This window comes from Pseudomonas sp. TE3786, assembly GCF_054057335.1.
On the sequence record NZ_JBSRZF010000043.1, the window covers coordinates 1 to 1,043 of the forward strand.

A 1,043-nucleotide genomic window follows, 5' to 3' on the forward strand; every position below is an offset into this window, starting at 1 on the left:
TGAACCACCCCCGATTTCTCGGACAGTTTAATTACGCACTTCATTCATGGCACTGAACTCCAGCGGTGTACGGTATCCCAGGGCGCTGTGTATCCGCTGGCGGTTGTAAAAAACTTCGATGTAATCAAACACCTGAACCCGTGCCTGGTCACGGCTTGCGAAGTCCTCGTGGTGCGTCAGCTCTTGCTTCAACGAGCCGAAAAAACTCTCCATAACGGCGTTGTCATACGGCATACCTTTGCGGCTGGTGCTAACCACTAGCTGTTCGGTTTCAAGTTGCTGCCGGTAAGCGTTGCCGGTGTATTGCACGCCTTGATCGCTGTGGTGAATCGTTTCTTGAGCTTGCCTGCGCCCTTGCAAGGCCATCTTTAAGGCTGCGCTGGCTAATTGTTGGTCCGCTCGCTCGCCCATTGCCCAGCCCGCGATTCGGCGCGTGTACAAGTCCAGTATTGCCGCCAGATACAACCAGCCCTGACGAGTCGGTATGAAGGTAATGTCCGCTACCCAAACTCGATCACGGCCGGGGCTAACAAATGGCCATTTCAATCTGTTTGGTGCAACTGCCTGACGCTGATACGGCGCTCTTGCATGCACATAACGCCGCCGGCGGCGGCTTTGGATCTGGTTGATCTGACGTAACCGTTGCACTCGATTTCGCCCACACGTCTCTCCCTTTCGACGCAGCTCATGCCATATTCGCTCTGTTCCATAAGCCTCTCGGCTTTGCGTATGCAGCAGCCGTATTTGGCTCAACAGTCGGGCGTTATCTAGGTTGCGGGCGCATGGTTTACGCCCGGCCCAAGCGTAGTAACCACTGGTGGAAACCGAGAGTACCTGGCACATCTTGCGTACCGAGTAAGTTTTTTGGCTTCTGATCCAGGCGTACTTCACGACAGCTCTCGCGCAAAGTACGCCGCCGCCTTTTTTAGAATCTCGTTCTCTTCCTTCAGCCGCGCGTTCTCGCGCTTCAACGCACTTAGCTCATCGCTGCTGGCTTTCGGACGACCACTGCCTTGGAATGCTTGATCGCCCTTGTCCTGCAT

1 pseudogene is annotated in these 1,043 nt (G+C 55.0%); it reads right to left on the reverse strand.

Annotated elements, in window-relative coordinates:
• Positions 1-27: 27 nt before the first annotated feature.
• Positions 28-915: pseudogene (locus ACVW0Y_RS23855) on the reverse strand (IS3 family transposase); the annotation flags it as partial.
• Positions 916-1,043 lie beyond the last annotated feature (128 nt).